Source organism: Pseudoalteromonas sp. NSLLW24 (assembly GCF_015864725.1).
Classification (GTDB): Bacteria; Pseudomonadota; Gammaproteobacteria; order Enterobacterales; family Alteromonadaceae; genus Pseudoalteromonas; species Pseudoalteromonas arctica.
Genome location: NZ_JADYWQ010000018.1, coordinates 41,819 through 60,234, shown reverse-complemented (window position 1 = coordinate 60,234; position 18,416 = coordinate 41,819). Strand labels below are relative to the sequence as shown.

At 40.2% G+C, this 18,416-nt stretch carries 15 protein-coding genes; 3 read left to right on the top strand and 12 right to left on the bottom strand.

Translation table 11 applies throughout. From position 1 onward, the window contains the following. Window positions 1–325: 325 nt before the first annotated feature. Both I6E72_RS16445 and I6E72_RS16440 read left to right on the top strand, forming a co-directional pair. Window positions 326–2,986: a glycoside hydrolase family 16 protein gene (locus I6E72_RS16445; RefSeq protein ID WP_197113174.1), complete on the top strand. Its 2,661-nt coding sequence runs from the start codon at window positions 326–328 to the stop codon at window positions 2,984–2,986. A gap of 65 nt (window positions 2,987–3,051) precedes the next feature. Next, the gene (locus tag I6E72_RS16440) at window positions 3,052–5,985 is read left to right on the top strand and encodes a TonB-dependent receptor (protein ID WP_197113171.1); all 2,934 of its coding nucleotides are present in this window, start codon (window positions 3,052–3,054) and stop codon (window positions 5,983–5,985) included. A gap of 52 nt (window positions 5,986–6,037) precedes the next feature. On the opposite strand, the gene I6E72_RS16435 is transcribed toward I6E72_RS16440, so the two are convergent. The 8 genes from I6E72_RS16435 to exaC all read right to left on the bottom strand — a co-directional run bounded on the left by I6E72_RS16435 (window position 6,038) and on the right by exaC (window position 14,583). Then, window positions 6,038–7,510 carry a S41 family peptidase gene (locus I6E72_RS16435; protein WP_197113169.1) on the bottom strand — a complete coding sequence of 491 codons (1,473 nt, stop codon included), beginning with the start codon at window positions 7,508–7,510 and terminating at the stop codon, window positions 6,038–6,040. Between the two features lie 63 nt (window positions 7,511–7,573). Continuing rightward, a complete protein-coding gene (locus tag I6E72_RS16430; RefSeq protein WP_197113167.1) occupies window positions 7,574–8,128 on the bottom strand; it encodes a GNAT family N-acetyltransferase in 555 nt (184 codons plus the stop codon). 98 nt (window positions 8,129–8,226) lie between these two features. Continuing rightward, window positions 8,227–9,465: a cation:proton antiporter gene (locus I6E72_RS16425; protein WP_197113165.1), complete on the bottom strand. Its 1,239-nt coding sequence runs from the start codon at window positions 9,463–9,465 to the stop codon at window positions 8,227–8,229. Between the two features lie 189 nt (window positions 9,466–9,654). Further along, window positions 9,655–10,197, bottom strand: a complete 543-nt coding sequence (locus tag I6E72_RS16420; RefSeq protein WP_231620580.1) for a DoxX family protein — start codon at window positions 10,195–10,197, stop codon at window positions 9,655–9,657. 32 nt (window positions 10,198–10,229) lie between these two features. Beyond that, window positions 10,230–11,057: an HvfC/BufC N-terminal domain-containing protein gene (locus I6E72_RS16415; RefSeq protein ID WP_197100831.1), complete on the bottom strand. Its 828-nt coding sequence runs from the start codon at window positions 11,055–11,057 to the stop codon at window positions 10,230–10,232. Then, complete coding sequence (bufB, locus tag I6E72_RS16410; protein ID WP_197113163.1) at window positions 11,057–11,980, bottom strand: MNIO family bufferin maturase; 924 nt, start codon at window positions 11,978–11,980, stop codon at window positions 11,057–11,059. Before bufB ends, I6E72_RS16415 begins: the two co-directional genes overlap by 1 nt. Beyond that, on the bottom strand, window positions 11,970–12,317 hold the full coding sequence (locus tag I6E72_RS16405; protein WP_076924258.1) for a BufA1 family periplasmic bufferin-type metallophore: 348 nt from the start codon (window positions 12,315–12,317) through the stop codon (window positions 11,970–11,972). The genes bufB and I6E72_RS16405 overlap by 11 nt, the downstream gene beginning before the upstream one ends. 745 nt (window positions 12,318–13,062) lie before the next feature. Continuing rightward, entirely contained in the window at window positions 13,063–14,583 is a 1,521-nt protein-coding gene (gene exaC, locus I6E72_RS16400) for an acetaldehyde dehydrogenase ExaC (protein WP_007584266.1), read from the bottom strand. A 172-nt stretch (window positions 14,584–14,755) separates the two neighbouring features. On the opposite strand from exaC, the gene I6E72_RS16395 reads away from it, so the two are divergent. Next, window positions 14,756–15,649 (top strand): AraC family transcriptional regulator, encoded by an 894-nt coding sequence (locus I6E72_RS16395; RefSeq protein ID WP_197113161.1) that lies wholly within the window; start codon window positions 14,756–14,758, stop codon window positions 15,647–15,649. 84 nt (window positions 15,650–15,733) lie between these two features. Here I6E72_RS16395 and I6E72_RS16390 read toward each other — a convergent pair whose 3' ends face one another. From I6E72_RS16390 to I6E72_RS16375, 4 genes are all read right to left on the bottom strand, one after another. Beyond that, window positions 15,734–16,186, bottom strand: coding sequence for a nuclear transport factor 2 family protein (locus tag I6E72_RS16390; protein ID WP_024597778.1), 453 nt, complete (start codon window positions 16,184–16,186; stop codon window positions 15,734–15,736). 157 nt (window positions 16,187–16,343) lie between these two features. Beyond that, entirely contained in the window at window positions 16,344–16,724 is a 381-nt protein-coding gene (locus I6E72_RS16385) for an STAS/SEC14 domain-containing protein (protein WP_002960091.1), read from the bottom strand. Between the two features lie 121 nt (window positions 16,725–16,845). Then, window positions 16,846–17,538: a cupin domain-containing protein gene (locus I6E72_RS16380; protein ID WP_121954411.1), complete on the bottom strand. Its 693-nt coding sequence runs from the start codon at window positions 17,536–17,538 to the stop codon at window positions 16,846–16,848. A 49-nt stretch (window positions 17,539–17,587) separates the two neighbouring features. After that, the gene (locus I6E72_RS16375; RefSeq protein ID WP_024593260.1) at window positions 17,588–18,208 is read right to left on the bottom strand and encodes a glutathione S-transferase family protein; all 621 of its coding nucleotides are present in this window, start codon (window positions 18,206–18,208) and stop codon (window positions 17,588–17,590) included. Window positions 18,209–18,416: the final 208 nt, after the last annotated feature.

Genomic DNA, 18,416 nt, shown 5'->3' with positions numbered 1-18,416 from the left:
TACCTGTCACTAACCTTTTAATTGTTAAGTCCTTTCCTACTTTTTGACGTAAAAAATATTCCGTTCTTGCTCCCATCAAAAAACACAAACAACGTAACCATTTGTATAAAATGCAATTTATGTACAGTCTCAAATTGGTAAACTGGTCTTACCGTAAACTAATTGTAAATAAAATAAACAAATATGTTGACCATTTGCGTACTCCACAATATCATTTGTAAGCGCTTACAAAACACATATCAAAATGTAAGCGCTTACAGCATGAAAAAACAAAGCTCAAAAAACAATTAATCTGACAATAATCTGTTGAAACCGGGGTTCAGTTATGAACATTGAAACAACGCACATTACACGTTTACTTGCCGCTATCTCTTTAGTTACGTTAGCTGGCTGTGGTGGCGACTCTGCCACTAAATCAAATTTTGAAAATGTAGATGCCTCTGAGCCAGTTTCAGATTGGCAAATGGTTTGGAGCGACGAGTTTGAAGGCTCAGCCATTGATACAAACAAATGGAACTATGAATTAAACTGCGATGGCGGTGGTAACAACGAGAAACAGTGTTACACCGACAGCGAGCAAAATGCATTTATTGCAGACGGTGTGTTAAACATTGTTGCCCTACCCGCTGAGGAAGGTGCAGAAAAACCTTACACTTCAGCACGCTTAAATACGCGTTATAACGCCGACTTTACGTATGGCCGTTTTGAAGTGCGCGCCAAACTTCCATCAGGACAAGGTAGCTGGCCAGCATTTTGGATGCTACCAACTGATGAGGTTTACGGCACTTGGCCTCGTTCTGGCGAAATAGATGTTTTAGAATCAGTAAACCTTAAAACACCAGATGAAGACGGCGGTATAGAGTCTAGTATCCACGGCACCCTTCATTACGGACGCGCGTGGCCAGATAACAGCTATACAGGTAAAGAATACAAATTCCCTGAAGATACTAATCCTGCTGATGACTTCCACACGTATGCTGTTGAATGGCAAGAAGGTGAAATTCGCTGGTACGTAGACGGTTACCTTTATGCAACTCAGCGTCAATCTGAAGTTCGTACTAATGCAAGTGGCGAGGCTGTAGGTCTAAAACATCGTGGCTGGTTTGCAGAATATTTTGAACAAGGTTCTGGCGAGCTTGAAACTCACTGGGATAGCGCACCATTTGATAAAGACTTTCACTTATTGCTAAACCTAGCAGTAGGTGGTGACTGGCCTGAAAACGTAAATGATTTAGGTGTAGATGCTAGCGCATTTGAAAATGGCCAAACCTTTGCTATTGATTACGTACGTGTTTATCAATGTGCATCTAACCCTGAAACAGGTAAAGGCTGTGAAACTATTCGCCCTGGTTACAATAGCCTAGATGATGCTTTGCTTGAAGGCGATGCACCAATTCCTAGCCCACCTTCGACAGGCATTGCAACACCATTAACTATTTTTGGTGAGTCATTTAATCCAAACTGGCCTGCATGGGATTGTTGTGGTGGTTCTACTCCCGCTATTGTTGCAGATGAAACCCAAGGTGATGTAGTTGAATTTGTAGTAGGTGCAGAACCCACAGTAATGGGCTTTATTAGCCGTGAAATTTTTATTACTGACGAAGCAGGAAAAGCTAGCCCATTTGATGCATCTCCAATGCTGGATGAAGGTTACGTTCGCTTTAAAATGAAAGTAACAAGTGCACCAGGCACAGCTGATGCAGCTTGGCTTGTAAAACTTGAAAGTAATGAAGGTTCTAGCGCAGTAGAAATGCCAATTACAGATAGTCTTGAAGGCGTAAGCCCTGTTGTTGGCCAATGGCAAACTTATACATTTTTACTAAAAGATTTAGATGCTGCAGATTTAGATATTAGCGCAATTGATGTGATCATGGTGTTTCCAGCATGGGGCGCAGGTGAAGGCGCTGTTTATTTAATTGACGATGTTGAGATTACTCAAGATAACTTAGGCGTATCACCTGAGCTTACTATTTTTGAAAATGAGCAAAATCTAGCATGGCCAATGTGGGATTGTTGTGGTGGCTCAACCCCAGTTGAAGCCATGGATGATGAAGAACATGGTCTAACCGCAGAGTTTAGCATTGGTGCAGAGCCTACTGTAATGGGCTTTAATAGCCGCACATCGTCAGGTGGCGCAGGCGAATCGTTTGATGCTAGTAGCATTTTAGATGAAGGTGTTATTCAATTTGATTTAAAAGTAACCTCAGCGCCTAGCGATCCAGCTACACCGTGGTTGTTTAAAGTTGAGTCAAATGAAGGTGACTCTGCAGTAGAGCTTGAATTAACGGCAAGTGTTGAAGGCGAAGCACCAGTTACTGGCGAGTGGCAAACATATACATTTAAACTCTCTGATCTTGCAGCTGCTGGCTTAGATGTAAGTACTATAGATGTATTAATGATTTTCCCAGCATGGGGTGCAGGTGAAGGCTCTGTTTACCGTGTAGATAACGTTAAAATTTATAATCCAAATGCAGCGCCAGCTGCAACGGGTGAGCTTACTGTATTTAAAGATGCAGCGGCCGAGCAATGGAGTATTTGGGATTGTTGTGGTGGCTCTACACCAACAACAGAAACCGATGATGACGCGCATGGCGCAGTAGCGCAATTTAGCATTGGTTCTACTGCTACAGTAATGGGCTTTATAGCTGATGAAGACGTATCGTTTGATGCCTCTGCAATACTTGAAAATGGTGTAGTTCAATTTGATATGAAAGTTGTATCAGCCCCTTCAGATATTGACGCACAATGGCTATTTAAAATTGAATCAATTGGTACATCGAGTGCCGTAGAGCTTGCTTTATCTAGCAGTGTTGAAGGCCAAGTACCTGTAACGGGCGAATGGCAAACATACACCTTCCCTCTTCAGCAATTATTTGATGCAGGCCTAGACATTAGCGCATTAAACGTAATTATGGTTTTTCCTAGCTGGGACATGGGCGATGGCGCGCTTTACCGTATAGATAACGTGATTATTGCAAATCCATAAAACACACACCAATGGGCGCTTAGCGCCTATTGCTACACAACAACATTTTATAAAGCAGAGCTATTATGAACACATTCAATTTTAAAAAGAGCCAACTTGCGGCTTCTGTGTCTCTCATCATTGCTGCGAGCACATTAAACACAGCTATCGCTGCAGAAGCAGACATATCAGCAAAGCCTGATGTAGAAATTATTGAAGTAAAAGGTATTCGTGGTTCACTTATTCGTTCTATGGATATGAAACGCGACTCTTCGGGTATTGTAGATGCTATCTCGTCTGAAGAAATGGGTAAATTCCCAGATACAAACTTAGCAGAATCATTACAGCGTATTACCGGTGTATCGGTAAGCCGCGCTAACGGTGAAGGTAGCCAAATTACAGTACGTGGTTTTGGTCCAGAGTTTAACTTGATTACCTTAAATGGCCGCCAAATGCCGGGCACAGGTTATACACGCTCGTATAACCTTGAAAACGTTGCCTCTGAAGGCGTAAGTGCGCTTGAAGTGTTTAAAACAGCTCGTGCAGACGTGCCAAGCGGTGGCTTAGGTGCAACGGTTAATATTTCTACTGCGCGACCTTTTCAAAAGCCAGGTCAAAATTTTTCGGCAACCGTTAAAGCAAACCACGACTCGTCGAACGAAGCTGGCGATGACGTAACACCAGAGTTTTCTACTGTTTACAGCAATACCTTTGTAGATGACACTTTTGGTTTCGGTTTTTCATTTTCGCACCAAGAGCGTGACTTTCAAAAACAAAGTGCCAATATTCAAGGCTGGCAGGCAAACGTAGACTTACCTGAATTAGATAGCAGCAACGTAGTTGATAACCGCACAGATTCTGCAGGTAACTACTACTTCCCTAAAGACATGAACTACTCTATTGAAGATGTAGAGCGTGAACGTACAAATGGGCAAGTTACTTTTCAATACGCACCGGTCGATGGCTTTGTAGCAACACTTGATTACACAGCAAGTAAAGCTGTAACTGGCTCTCAAAGCATTGGTTGGGGTATTTGGAACGACTTTGGTAGCAATATAAATGGCTACGAACTAGATGAAAATGGCACTGCAGTATATGCAGACATTAGCGGTAATGACGCGTCATTCACAGCTAATAAAGGCACTACAGAAGTAAAAGCCCGCTCTCTTGGTTTAAACCTAGATTGGGAAATTAGCGACACGTGGCACGTAGAGCTTGATTACCACGACTCTAAAAACGAAACCGATAACGGCGCCGACAACGGGCTGGGAAGTGCAGGCCAAGTAATTTTAGGGTCTGATCAGCTAGCTAATAAAATTTATGATTACCGCACGGGCGAAGTACCTAGTGCACAAGTTAATTGGTTAAATGGCACAAGTGAATTAACACCTGGCGAAATTGATTCAAACTTTAGTCAGTTTACTCACTCACCGGGTGAATCAAACATTGAACAATTACAGCTACATACAACATGGTATAACGAAAGTTATGACATTGGTTTAGTTAAAGTTAAATTTGGCGCATCACGTACAGAACAAAACACAGGTGGTTACACCGCGTGGAGTGGTTTAGTAGGTGGCCCAGGTTTTAACCCATCATATACAGAAATATTCCCAGACGGCATGTTTACCCGTAATGATACATCAGGCCTTTTAGATCAGTTTGATGGCGGCGGCAGTGACTTACAACCTGGTTACTACTATACCTATGACTTTGACGAAGCTGTTGCACGCCAAATTGCTTACTTAACGGCAGATGTAACAGGTGGCGATGCATATGCCGCTAATGCATACGCAGACGGAATAGATAGCGAGAGCTACGTAGAAGAAATCACTAATAGCTTTTATGTTCAATCAAGCTGGGAGTTTGACGTAAGTAACTACTACGTAAAAGTAAATGCAGGCCTACGCTATGAGCAAACAGACGTAACCAGTACTGTACGTCAACGCGTTGAAGATCAAGTTAATTGGATAAGCGCTTCAGAGTGGATCATGCAATACGCTGCGGGCGGCGATGATAACTTCTTAGAGCAACAAGGTGATTACGATGTTTTACTGCCTTCAATCGACGTAAGTGTTGATTTAACTGAAGACGTAGTAGCCCGCGTATCTTGGGGTAAAACAATGTCGCGTGCACCACTAGGTAATCTAGCCGGTGGTCGTAGTTTAACAGGCAGCCCAAAACCAGGTTCTCGTACAGGTGGCCAAGGTAATACAAACTTATTACCGTTTGAATCAACAAACCTTGATTTATCACTTGAGTATTACTACGCAGAAGGCAGCTACGCATCTGTTGGTTACTTTAAAAAAGATGTTGATAACTTTATTCAAACCACCATTACGCAAACCACTATTGATGGCTTGCACGATATTTTAAACGGCCCTCGTTACTTACAAGCCGTAAGCGATATTGAATCACGTGGCGAGCAAGCAACAACCGACGCTATTTTTGCACAAATGATTGCCAGCGGTTACGGTAATGCAAATGGCGTTATTGAACCAAACAGCGACGATCCGCTAATTACATGGAATATTAGCCAGCCACAAAACACCGACAGTAAATCGGTAGATGGTTTTGAAGTAGCTGTTCAGCACTTAATTGGTGAAACCGGTTTTGGTATTGGTGTTAACGCAACATTTGTAGATGGCGACGTTGAATTTGATAGCGAAAGCCTAGATCAACAAGCACCGCTTACAGGCTTAAGTGACTCAGCTAACTTCCAAGGCTTTTACGAAAAAGACGGCCTATCGGTTAAGATTACTTACGCATGGCGCGACTCGTACCTAATTGGTGTAGGCCAAGCACAAGGTTCAGCTGATGCGCCTCCGCAATATGCTAAAGCGTATGGCCAATGGGATATGAGCGTAAACTACGATGTAAACGAAAACGTAACGGTATTTTTTGATGGCATAAACTTAAACAATGCAACCGAAGAAGGTTACGGACGTTACGAAGAGCAGTTCTTATTTGCTAATCAATACGGTCCGCGTTACTCAATTGGTGCTCGTTACACGTTCTAAACTATTTCCTAGTTAGAAGGTTAAGCCGCTTGTTATAACAAGCGGCTTTTTTTTATAGTGTTTTTATTTGCTCAAGCAACACATTAGTTGTCCAATCAAGGCCGTTATACGCAACATCCGGCTTGTAAAAATCTCCTGCTCCACGAGCTCTATTTACATATACTTTATTTGGCACTACAACTTTACCGAAGCCTGAAGGTAAATCAGCTAAACGTACCTCCATATACATAGAATCAGCACTACTTGGTGCACCAAATAACGTTGTATTGTCAAAAAGCTTAAACTTATCAAGCGCATCTAAACAAGCACTGGCGCACTGCGGCGGCACTATAACAAACACTTTGGTTTTAAAGTCACTCGCTAAAGGCTTTTGCGGCATGTTAATTAGCGTATTAGTTTCTTGTTCTACATAAAATGGGGCATCATTTTTAAGTGATAAAGCCATACCAGCAGCTACGGTTTTAAGCGTTTTCAGTACTTCGGGTTGATCTTTTACAACACCAAATAAAGACTCTACATAGTCAGTATTATCTTTTGATGCTCTCCACCACACTTGCGTGTTTTGAGATTTATCATTTGCTTTTTGTTCTACTACCTTTTCACCCCATAATTCTTTGGCTATTTGTGAGCTCCAATAAGATGAGCCGCCTTGGTTATGACGCAAATCTAATACCACGGCTTTTGCAGTAAGTAACTTGCTACGCTGCTGTTGTATTTTTTCAAACACTTTATTGTATGCAGCAGTTTGTTTATCTGTTGATGAAAAGCTAGGCATAGCAATCCAAGCAATGTTTTTATCAGGCCACGTTAAATCAATGGGGAGTTCATCACCGTTATAAGCATTTTCTAAATGCCTGCTTGCTGACTTAGGCCTTACTGACCAATTGAGTACTTGTGTATAGGTATTGCCATTGGCTTTAACAAATTCGCATTCTTTTAGAGGGGTTAAAAATGGATTGCCCTCGTCAATTAGTAACCGCCAACCTTGCTGCCACCAATGCCCAGGTTGTGCAACTTCACCATGAAACTTAAATATTATCTCACGCATTAAGGTATCAGTGCTTTGCCCATCACATTGGCTTACAACGTCGCCTTTGCTAATATTTTTGGTTTCGCTGTAATACACTTTTAGCGCGTCACCTCGCCATACAGCTCTAAAGCCCGGCCAGCGGCGCGCGGGTCTATCTACACTTGAAAACGCACCAGCGTGACCATCTTGTAAAATAGTGCTAAAGCGCGCAATTGCCGCTACATGCGCCTGCGGCCCACTCGCTTGAGCCGACAATGTAAGTGCCTCCGCTTTTGCTTGATTTAATAAATCAGGGAAAGTTGGGTTATTACTATCAAACATACCAGGGTGATTATGTGCGGTAATACTATAAGCCGCGTTAATATCGCGCTCTGTTATGCTGCGCCACTGCTCAGGCGTGGCTGGTAATGCTTGGTTTTTAGCTGCATTAACAATAGGTGATATTAGAAAAGCAGCGAGTAATACATAGTTGGTTGTTGTTTTTTTTATAGTCATAAAAATCCATTTAATTATTTACCAAAATAGAGCTGCGGTAGGAGTAACTTTTATACTTTGTAATTATTGTTTAAATTCAGGCTTTAATAACCCATAGCACCTCAAGTCATGAAACTCATTTTTCCAGTAACCACTTGCACGGCGAATACCTTCTTCTTTGAAGCCTAGCTTTTTCAAGACCGACTCTGAGGCAAGATTGCCAATCATAGTATCTCCTTGAATTCGGTATAGTTCACCGAATAGAAGTTGATTTGAGAATGCAGCATTAATAACCTCATGTAATGCTTCAGAGGCAAACCCACACCCCCAATACTCAGAAGCTATTTCGTACCCTATGCTGGCATTTTTCATCTTTTGGTTCCATGTATTAAAGCCGCAAGTGCCAATTAACTTACCTGTAGTCTTTAGACGAATAGCCCATCGAATACCAATATTCTCAGTGAAGCGAGCATTGAAAAAATCAATTAATTTAGCTGATTGAGCTTCTGACTTATAAGCCTCTATATCGTAAAATTTAACAACTTCTGCATCTGAATAGATATTTAGAAGTGCTTCACTATCGCTTGCTGATAAGCTAGTAAGTATCAGACGTGCTGTTTCTAGCTCTGGGGAATTCATAAGCTCTCCGTGCCATAACCGAGTTTACAAAAACACCCGCGTTAAATTCATTCTATTTGTGCACAAACCATAGCTGAGTTCCTATTTTGGTTCAATTGCTACTTTCTGTTTTTTAACCTAGCGAGCTCTCTTGATTTAATTTTTAGCACTTTAATTTTAGCGCCATACCAATTAGCCATAGGTGCTGCTGCAATACCGTGTATTAAAGTACTCATCCATACAGCGTTAATCGCAATAATTAAAACTGAGTGACCGTACTGGCCTAAAATATCTTTAGAAATAATAAGTGCAAAAAGCGCTGTGGCAAGACCTCGTGGTCCAAAGAAACCCATAAACACTTTTGTTAATGTCTTTGCTTTTGTACCAATTAACGATAGGTAAATAGCAAGAGGGCGCACTATAAAAATACTCACCAGAATATAACCAGCAACGGGGAAGGTTAAATGCTCAATAGCTGAAGGCAGTAAACCAAGCCCAATAATAACAAACGAAGACCATATTAACATTTGCCCTTCGCTTTCAGTAAATTGGTATATAAATCGGCAATGCCCTTTTACACTATTACCAAAAGCTAAACCTGCAACAAACGCTGATATAAATCCATTTCCACCCATTAAAGTAGCCATTAAATATGATGTGCCGGTAAGTGCTAAAACGCCAATCCCTTCATATATAGTCGATGATATTTTTTTTGACTCAGAGTATAAAAATAAACGTCCGCTCGAGTATCCCATTAATGCGCCAACCAAAATACCTATAAATATTTGGCTAAATCCAAACACTAACCATGACATTTCATTTTCTTGAGAACCGGTTTCCATAGCAACTATACTGGCAAAAAATAAAATAACGGGTAATGCTAGCCCGTCATTTAAGCCACTTTCAACAGATAGACTTTGTCGCTCGTTTAAAGGTACGCTCTCATTACTAACAACCGCTTGACCTAAAGCAGCATCAGTAGGTGCTAAAATTGCCGCAACTAGGGCTAGCATTGCCCAAGGCCACTGTGGGAAGAATAAATAAGCAAAGCCTGTACCAATCAAAATACTCAACGGCAAACCTATCAATAGCATTCTTAGAGGCCACGTATTTTGCCTTTTTAATCTTCGTAGGTTTATTTGTGAAGCATCTAAAAACAATAATACAACTAGCGATATTTCTGCTATTAAATATACGGTTTCATGTGCGTCTCCAATACTAATAAACCCAAGTTGAGAAACCGCAAAACCAATACCCAAAAATACCATTGGTGCGGTAATAATGGTTGTGGACAGCTTTTTAGCTAGCATAGCGTAAGCACTAACTGAGAAAAGAAGAATGAGTAATCCTATTTCCATTGGGAAATCCTATTAGGCATGGCTTGGTATTTTTATTAGAAAATATCAGGGTTGGGGTTAGCTATATTAAATCAGCACAATTTATTGAGTTAATTTGTATAAGTGTATTTTTAACTTTAATCTAAATAATAACCGGCACCTAAGTGATATTAGCGTGCCGGTTACGTTTAACGTTTAATATATAAAAGCTTACTTAGCACTTGCACGTTTTGCGTCTAATCCAAGCAACTTATCAATAGATAAAAAGCCAGGTCCACGAGCAAATATCACTAATAATGAAACAGCCCACCACGAAGCAGGATTAATCCAATGATCGAGTGTAGGAAAAACTGCAAGCTGGATAAACAGCGTCATACCAATAAGGCCTAACGCTGCAAAGCGAGAAAACAAACCGATAATCAGTAATATTGGAAGTAACACCTCAACAACACCAGCAACTACAGCAAGCGTTTCAATTACTTTTACAAGAAATGAGCCATCAACATAATCTAAGGTTTGAGGATTACAAAGCTGCAAAGCACCTTCTCTAACTGGATCAGGACAGAAAAATTCATATTTAAATAGGTCGTATTTATCAACATTAAATTGTAAAAAGCCATCCCATTTGCTCAATCCCGAGTCGAGGAATACTTTAGCAACCATAAAACGAAGAAAAAACAGTGCTATAGGTTCCAAGAACCGCGATAACTGTTCTCCCATCTGCACGTACAGTTGTTGTATTTTTTTTATCATGCCCATATTTATTCCTACTCTTGTAATATGTACTAATTGATTTGGATTTCTAATAATTCATTTTGTAAGCATGCTGTAAAAGCATCACTCACTTCAAAGTGTTCATCTACCGTTATTGCTGCATCAAAAGCTTCACCTAAAGACCTACCTGTACCCTGTAGAGCCTGCATAAGTGCAACTTCTGCGATAGAAAGAGAGCGGGCTTGCACCGCACCTTGCAAACGCCATAACATAATAAAATCCTCAGCAGAGGATTTAGTTACAACGCCATCATTATTATTTGTTTTTAGCGAAATCCATTCTAAAAAAGCGTCTTCACTCACACTAAGTAACAGTACGCTGGAGTTAACCTTTACATTAAGTTCAGTAAGCTCAGTACCTTGTTCCATTAGTTGAGTAACATATTCTATAGTTAAAGTTTCAGTTGAATCAGCGCTCATCAAACTCATTAACCACGCGTAATCTAAATGCGCAATATCAACTAAGTTCATATATAAATTTGATGCACTTTGCTGATTTTCAGTAACTTCTAAAATATGTTTATTTTCAATTTCACCATCTTTAATCAAATCAGTTACAAAGCCAGGAAAGCTTAGTCCGTATCCCACCAAAGTGCCCTGCTCTGGCGGAAAACGGTCAACATAAAGTCGTGCCATTTTACGAAAGTTCTCACTACCTACTTTTTTTTCACACATAGGAAAGTTAGCTATTAATGCATCAACACAGCCTTTATAAAACCCGTTACGATACACAGCTAACCTTTTAATATGCGATGGATTTTCGCAAAAATGCTCCATTTCACTTGGATCGCCCGTTCGCAAATAGCGAGTAAAAGCATCAATATATTGGTTGGTACTCATCAGCGAACCACTTCTTTATGAGATATATTTAAGCGACTTTGTAGCTCACTTTGATTCAAATAGCTTTGCGCAGTTTCCCGCTCGATCATAAGCTCTTCAAACGATGGAATATTCGCATCTCGCTCAACAAGTACTGGTCGCTGACCAAATATCTCAATTGCTTGTTCTAGCAAATCCCAAACAGGCGTTGCCACTGGTGCGCCATGGCTGTCTATCAATAGTGACTGACCAAGAACTGGATCAGGATCGTGTCCTGCAATATGAATTTCTCCAACAAGCTCAGCGGGGATCTGCTTTAAATAATCAAGCGCATCAATACCCGTGTTTTTACTACTGATATATAAGTTATTAATATCGATAAGTAAGCCGCATCCAGTACGCTTCGCTGCCTCAACTAAAAATTGAGGTTCATCCATATCACTTATAAAATCTAAATAGTTACTTGGGTTTTCAACTAAGATTGACTGGCCAATGCCCGTCTGGTAACAATCAATACCATTAGTTAAAGACGCAAGTGCATCTTGGGTGCGAGGTAACGGCATTAAGTCTGCAAAATATTTGCCATCCGACTTAGACCATACAGCGTGTTCAGATACCAGCACTGGCTGAAATTCATCAATTAGCGCTTTTACCCGTTTAGTATGAGCAAGCATAGCTTTATGATCAGAGCCTAAAGAGCCGCCAACACCATGAAAACTGATATCAAAGTTTTCACGTACAGCTCTCAAATAATTTAACCGAGGACCACCTGCCACAAAATAATTTTCTGTATGCACTTCAAACCAAAGATTATTATTTGTAGATGGCAGCTCTACGGGTAAAGCTAAAATGTCGTTAAGATGTTCTGGTTTTAAACTGAGACCCGCGCCTAATTGCTCCCCAGCAACAATGTGCTGGGGAAAACCTGCTTTATTAACCTTCAAGCGAACCTTTACCATTAGGAGTTACAATTGATTCACATACACCTTTAGGTGCATATGTCCATGCATTAGCTTGGAAGTCTGTCGTTGAAGTGCCTTCACAACTTGTTCCTGCACCTGCTTTACAATCGTTTTCACCCGCTAAAGCAATACCAAAACATTTATCTTTACGACCGCGAACTTTATCACCGGCTACCCAGCCTTTAAATTGCTCTTGTACTTTTGCTGAAGCACCTTCTGCAACAGTTAATTGACTGTTTGGACCTGCCACAGCACCCGCGCTCAAAACTGCTGCTGATGCGCCGATTAATAAAGCCTTAGTTAAATTTACTTTTTTCATTTTTATGCTCCGGATTAAAAAATTTTTCTTGTTTTATCAATGATTGTTAATAATACCAATCCGCAATAATACTTAATCATTTTGCGGGGCTAAACGTGTCGCTACCTGCGTTAAAAATTCTCATTTAGAACAACTAAATAGCGAATTTTTTGCCTAGCTATCAACACGTTTTTCCATACTCAAAATAAATCACTTAATTAAGCGAATTGGTATAAAAACACTCATATTTTGATAAACAAGCACAATGGAGATAAGCAATATCGCCGTTTTATCAATTTAATAGACCTATCGTTGTTATAAAAACTTTCAGATTATTTGCTTACAACGAAAAAACAACTGTAAACAAGAAGTAAATATAGTGGACTAAGCAGTTAATACAAACATTAGAAAAGCTAACCTAATTGTTTTGATAATGAATAAGCTTGGAAAAGTTCATATTTAGTGGATTAGATGCATTGAGGCACTTTGTTTTGGTAATGATCTACAAATAGAAATTTACTTAACTGAGGAAGGATAAAAATATTATTTAAAGGCTCCTTATATTTACACCACTACAACTCGCTAAATTAGCGCTTTTTAAGTAGGACTCGTAAACACCGTCATTATAATGTTATTTTCTGCAACGCTAAAATGTTGGACTACATGGCCATTATCAACGGTTGATTGCCTATAAAAAAAGCGCTACAAATAGGTAGCGCTGGCATTATTACTTAATGGTTGTTTATTTAAAGCTTAGGCTCTTTATTTAAAAGAAGCCGAGCGGATCCTCGCTGTAGCTCACTAATAGGTTTTTAGTTTGTTGGTAGTGCTCCAGTGCCAGTTTGTGCGTTTCGCGCCCTATTCCTGATTTTTTATAACCACCAAACGCAGCGTGTGCTGGGTACATGTGATAACAGTTAGTCCACACTCGCCCTGCTTCTATTTTGCGACCCATACGATAAGCACGATTCATGTTTCTGCTCCACACACCTGCACCTAAACCAAACTCAGAGCTGTTGGCAAGCTCGAGTGCTTCGGCTTCATCTTTAAAGGTCGACATTGAAATAACAGGGCCAAAAATTTCTTCTTGGAACACACGCATATCGTTTGTGCCCTTTAATAACGTAGGTTGTATGTAGTAACCACCGTTTAAGTCATCACTTAGCTGCTCTACATTACCGCCAGTGAGTACTTCAGCGCCTTCTTTTTTGCCTATTTCAATGTAGCTCAGTATTTTATCAAATTGCGCTTTTGAAGCTTGTGCGCCAACCATAGTTTCGCTATCTAGCGGGTTTCCGCGTTTAATTTTTAAGGTACGTTCGAGTATTCGCTCAATAAACTGCTCGTAAATGTCTTCTTGAATAAACAGCCTTGATGGACACGTACACACCTCGCCTTGGTTGAAGTAAGCAAGCACGGCGCCTTCAATAGCTTTGGATAAAAACGCATCGTCTTTTTCCATTACATCATTAAAAAATATATTAGGTGATTTACCACCGAGCTCGACCGTTGAAGGAATAATATTTTCAGCAGCGCATTTCAAAATATGTGAGCCCACAGGCGTTGAACCCGTAAATGCAATTTTAGCGATACGCTTGCTTGTTGCCAGTGCTTCACCCGCTTCTTTACCAAAGCCGTTTACTATATTTAATACGCCTGCAGGGAGTAAATCGCCAATTATCTCCATTAAAACTAAAATAGAAGCTGGTGTTTGCTCAGCCGGTTTTAAAATTACACAGTTACCTGCAGCAAGTGCTGGCGCTAGTTTCCAGGCGGCCATTAAAATAGGGAAGTTCCACGGAATAATTTGCCCAACAACCCCTAGTGGCTCATGAAAATGATACGCAACGGTGGTTGCGTCTATTTCACCTATAGTGCCGTCTTGCGATCGTAGGCACCCTGCAAAGTAGCGAAAGTGATCTGCCGCTAGCGGAATATCAGCAGCGAGTGTTTCACGAATTGCTTTACCGTTATCCCATGTTTCGGCAACAGCTAGTAACTCTAGGTTTTGCTCAATTCGGTCGGCTATTTTTAGCAGTATGTTACTTCGGTCGGTCACCGACGTTGTGCCCCATTGCTCTCGCACTGCATGCGCTTTGTCGAGAGCCAGCTCTATGTCGTCTTTGTCTGAACGCGGTATTTGGCAAAATACCTTACCGTTTACTGGGCTTATATTATCAAAGTATTGGCCATTTACTGGCTTCACCCACTCTCCGCCAATGTAGTTCCCGTATTGTTGTTTAAAGTTTACGAGTGCGCCATCGCTACCTGGATTTGCATATATCATGTGTGTGCTCTCTTTATTGTTGTTAGCTAAAGGTCGAACATTTATATAAAACGAAATGCTTTATATTTAATCAATGTTGATTGACATTAAACTAACAAGTACCTAAAAACTTGATTAGCTGTCCACAAAAGTTGTCTGTGAGTCCAAACTAATAAAAACCTAAAGGATTGATATGCACACATCTCAGTTAAACAAAAAACGCCAACAACTTGATGTATTAATAGAAAATAAAGTCACATTCGCTGCAGATAGCAGTGAGTTGAGTATTTACGACACGTATCAAAGCGCGCAAAAGGTAGCACTGCACTCAAACGAGCTGCTGTTTTGTGCCATGCTAAGCGGCAAAAAGGTAATGCACGTAGAAAGGAGCCAATACCATAAAGTATTTTTACCACACGAGTCGTTTGTATTAGCGCCAGAGCAAGGTGTCTTAATTGATTTTCCACAGGCATCAATGCACGCCCCAACCACCTGTTTAGCCATTGAAATTAGCACAGATAAAATAACGAGCGTGGCGAATGCACTAAACATGCAGCAAAATTTTGCACACGATGGCTTATTTGAATATGTACCTCAGTTAGTGCATACCCAACATAATATTCAAACGCAGCAATTATTAGAGCGCATGGTGCATTTATTTAGTGAGCAAGGCGCACAGCGACATTACTTGATTGATTTGTCGTTGAACGAATTGATCACCCGTTTATTACAACAACAAAGCCGCGAGCTATTGCTGGCTAGCTGCGATAAGCCACGCCTTAAAACAAAAGTGAGCGATGCCCTGCTTTATATTGAAGAACACTTAAGTGAAACGCTCGACATAAATACCTTATGCAAAATAGCCTGTATGAGCCGAAGTAAGTTTTATCAGCAATTTAAACTCGCATTTGGCACTAGCCCAGCCCTTTGGCAGCAACAATTAAGACTTAAAAAAGCGCGTACTCAATTACTACAAGGCCATGCAATTAGCAAAGTTTGCTTTGATGTTGGATTTAATAGCGCGAGCCACTTTAGTCGCCTATTTAAACAAACCTTTGGCATTGCGCCTAAAGAGTGCCGACATTAGCCCTAAAGGGGCATTACCTGTACTGGCTGATGTAATTTAAATGATTAAAGCCCCATATTACAGGGCTTTAAATTAGAGTTAGATCTATTGCTTTATAAAGGTGACACCTTTAGGTATTTCATCTTGGGGTAACCGAGTAGAGTGCATTTGCGATAACAACCATTTATCGCCCACTTTTGATACAACAACGCTTTCTAACCAATAAATATCAATACTTCTTTGAGTGTTTTTAATATTGGCTTTATTCCAGTAATTAATAAATGCAACATCACCCACTACACGCGAATTTATAACACTAAAATAATTAGTTCTTATAAAGTCAGAAGGCTTAACTACATTTATAAAGTCATTAATAGTCCACACTTCACCGTGTTCTAAAAGTAGAAATGAATCATCAACGGCTGCACGCATTTGCGAGTGATCAACGTTAGAAACAGCTAAAAAAAGATCGCTAACCGGCGTGAATATGTTGTTATCTTTTGCATGTATTGATGTAGAAAATATCAGGAATGTAATAAAGGTAAGTACTTGTTTCATTGTTTTTATAATATGTAATTTGCTCAATAATAATGAGTGTATTTTAATAGAGCAGTATTAACAATTGAAATAAAGCGAATGTAACTACTTAATAACGTTACCCATAGAGCAAAAAAGCACTCTATAAGAGTGCTTTAATTTAATTTTTTCAATCAAGCTATTCATCTAGCCAATCTATGGCTGCGGTAGCATTTTCAAAGTATTGAACCTCACCCGATATGAACCAGTTACCTATTTTTGCCATTCGAGCTTGCCACTCTTTATTACCGTAAATAGCTACTTTTTTAAATTCTTTAGAGTGCTTAACACCTAACTTTAAGTCATCCCACGCTGCGCGTAGTTCCCAACCTTCAAGTTCGCTACCATCTATTAAGGCGTTCACGACTGGGTGCTTAACTTCGCCAAGAGCTGAGTTTATCATTGGGGTAATTATTTTGTAGTCGTCGTGAGTAAGCGTACCAACGGCTTTAAGTTTTAAAAAAAACTCTCTTCCTGCACGTTCAAGACCAATCGATAAACCATGTGTTGTGTGTACCATCACTGCTCTCCTTAAATAGGCTGAGTGGTAAAAGTACACCTTCTAAAATTAATTAGTCCTGAACTAAATCAATAAATAGTCCTGAGTTAGATCATTAAATAGTCTCAAATAAACGACTCAATTACGCATTTTGTACGCGAGATATCTGGTTTTCTACATCAGTTAAATGGCCCGTTTTAAGCCATACTTTTGCACCATTACTTCCCGCTTTAACGTTAACAGAGCTGTTAATAGGCACTCTTAACCAACTGTTTTTTACAAGGGTATCGGCTTGCTCATCAAATGAGCCTTCAAGTACTAGCAGCTCTGCTCCGCCTTTTGCGTTTATAACCATGCAGGCGTTGGGCTTAAAGTGCAGCAAGCTTACCTCTTCAAAGCTGTCTTTGTATAAAGGGGTTACGGCTACATTTTTAAAACTAGGGTGCGCCGTACTTTGCATCAAGTCTGTTTGTAAACGCACGTGGGTTCGATCATCTGGCTGAAACTGCCATAACTTTACAAATATAACGCAGCCATTTTCAGACCCCGGTTTGTGCTTTGATTGCGGTGGATTACGGATATAAGAACCTGCCACAAAGTCACCGTGCTCATCTTGAAATACCCCTTCAAGCACAACAAACTCTTCACCGCCTGTATGTACATGCGGCGAAAATTCACTGCCAGGTGCGTAGCGAACAATTGTTGTTGCACGAGCAACTTCATCGCCTACTCGATCTAGTGCTCGTCTATCAACGCCCACCATTGGCGATGCAACCCACGGGAGCGTTTCGCTATGTACCACAACTCGTTTACTAAAATCGGCAGCAATTTTCATATTTGGCTCCTAACCGTAACTCCACTTAAATTTTAAACTAATAACCTAATTAAGCCGCAACACTTGGGCGTTTTGCTACTTTTTCTTGCCATGCAACTAAATGGGTTAACTCATTCGGGATTGCTATTTGTGCAAATCCAGCAAATACCAGTCCAGCATACAATGTTATATCAGCAATACTAAATTGTTCACCAGCAACAAATGCCGATTGCGCTAGTACATCATTAAAATAGCTAAACCCTTGGCGTGCTTTTTCGCCTTGTTTTTCACCCCAAGCCACATTTTGATACGTTTCAAGCTCTGGACCTAAGCCATCAGTTGCATGATGAAAGTAAGTTGCCACAGCGTCAAGCACCATAGATTCTGCGCGTTTTTGCATCATGTTAATTACTGCACGCTCTTTTGCGGTTTCACCCATTAAAGATGGGCCTTCAAATGCGGTATCAATATACTCAGTAATAGCGGTACTTTCTGATATAAACGTGCCGTCATCTAGCTCTAATACGGGCACACCTGCTAATGGATTTTTAGCTAAGAAGGCTTCTGTTCTGTGCTCACCATTTAATAAATCAACAGGTACAAACTCAACATTTGCAGTGGCATTTTTTTCAGCTAAAGCGATACGAACACGAAGTGGGTTTGGAAAGTTTTCTACATCATAAATTTTCATAGCAATCTCTATCTTTATTGTTTAAAAGTGAATTAATGGCAGTAACCTACCTACCGATAGGTAATTTATAATATTAAACTAAATTTAAGTCAACGTTTAAATTTTTCTGATTTATAGGATTTAACTTAATTCATAATAAAATTAGGGGGTTGCTTAAAAATAAAAACGCTTGTAAATAACTACCTACTGGTCGATAATTTTGCTGTAC

Excerpts from the sequence above, each read along its gene's own strand:
- I6E72_RS16390 (WP_024597778.1), bottom strand. The coding sequence starts at position 16,186 with ATGAAACAAGTACTTACCTTTATTACATTCCTGATATTTTCTACATCA.
- I6E72_RS16440 (WP_197113171.1), top strand. The coding sequence starts at position 3,052 with ATGAACACATTCAATTTTAAAAAGAGCCAACTTGCGGCTTCTGTGTCT.
- exaC (WP_007584266.1), bottom strand. The coding sequence starts at position 14,583 with ATGATATATGCAAATCCAGGTAGCGATGGCGCACTCGTAAACTTTAAA.
- I6E72_RS16445 (WP_197113174.1), top strand. The coding sequence starts at position 326 with ATGAACATTGAAACAACGCACATTACACGTTTACTTGCCGCTATCTCT.
- I6E72_RS16425 (WP_197113165.1), bottom strand. The coding sequence starts at position 9,465 with ATGGAAATAGGATTACTCATTCTTCTTTTCTCAGTTAGTGCTTACGCT.
- I6E72_RS16380 (WP_121954411.1), bottom strand. The coding sequence starts at position 17,538 with ATGAAAATTGCTGCCGATTTTAGTAAACGAGTTGTGGTACATAGCGAA.
- I6E72_RS16375 (WP_024593260.1), bottom strand. The coding sequence starts at position 18,208 with ATGAAAATTTATGATGTAGAAAACTTTCCAAACCCACTTCGTGTTCGT.
- I6E72_RS16395 (WP_197113161.1), top strand. The coding sequence starts at position 14,756 with ATGCACACATCTCAGTTAAACAAAAAACGCCAACAACTTGATGTATTA.
- I6E72_RS16420 (WP_231620580.1), bottom strand. The coding sequence starts at position 10,197 with ATGATAAAAAAAATACAACAACTGTACGTGCAGATGGGAGAACAGTTA.
- I6E72_RS16415 (WP_197100831.1), bottom strand. The coding sequence starts at position 11,057 with ATGAGTACCAACCAATATATTGATGCTTTTACTCGCTATTTGCGAACG.
- I6E72_RS16405 (WP_076924258.1), bottom strand. The coding sequence starts at position 12,317 with ATGAAAAAAGTAAATTTAACTAAGGCTTTATTAATCGGCGCATCAGCA.
- I6E72_RS16385 (WP_002960091.1), bottom strand. The coding sequence starts at position 16,724 with ATGGTACACACAACACATGGTTTATCGATTGGTCTTGAACGTGCAGGA.
- I6E72_RS16430 (WP_197113167.1), bottom strand. The coding sequence starts at position 8,128 with ATGAATTCCCCAGAGCTAGAAACAGCACGTCTGATACTTACTAGCTTA.
- I6E72_RS16435 (WP_197113169.1), bottom strand. The coding sequence starts at position 7,510 with ATGACTATAAAAAAAACAACAACCAACTATGTATTACTCGCTGCTTTT.